Source organism: Stenotrophomonas sp. YIM B06876 (assembly GCF_030711595.1).
Taxonomy (GTDB): Bacteria; Pseudomonadota; Gammaproteobacteria; order Xanthomonadales; family Xanthomonadaceae; genus Stenotrophomonas.
This window is the reverse complement of record NZ_JAUJUJ010000546.1, coordinates 1-483: the sequence shown is the minus strand read 5'-3', so window position 1 is coordinate 483 and position 483 is coordinate 1. Positions and strand designations below refer to the sequence as shown.

Genomic DNA, 483 nt, shown 5'->3' with positions numbered 1-483 from the left:
TCGCGCGTGAGCTCGGCGCGGAGCTGCTGGCCGGGGTTGAAAAAGGCCGTGCCGGGCACCTGCAGGCCCATGGCTTCGAGCAGCATCTGGTTGCTGTTGGCCGTGCCGTAGAAGGTGCAGGTGCCTTCGCCGTGGTAGGCGGCCGATTCAGCGGCGAGCAGCTCGGGGCGGCCGACCAGGCCCTGGGCCGCCTGCTCGCGCACCTGGGCCTTGGCGTTGTTCGACAGCCCCGTGGTCATCGGCCCGGCGGGCACGAACACCGTGGGAAGGTGGCCAAAATGCAGCGCGCCGATCAGCAGGCCGGGCACGATCTTGTCGCACACGCCGAGCAGCAGCGCCGCGTCGAAAACGTCGTGGCTCAGCGACACGGCTGTGGCCACGGCAATCACGTCGCGGCTGAACAAACTCAGCTCCATGCCCGGTGTGCCCTGCGTCACGCCGTCGCACATGGCGGGCACGCCACCCGCCACCTGGGCCGTGGCG

Annotated in this window: 1 protein-coding gene; it reads right to left on the bottom strand. The window is 70.2% G+C overall.

From position 1 onward, the window contains the following. Positions 1 to 483 (bottom strand): dihydroxy-acid dehydratase (locus tag QZH66_RS18395; protein ID WP_305807231.1); only part of this gene is annotated, 483 nt, incomplete at both ends.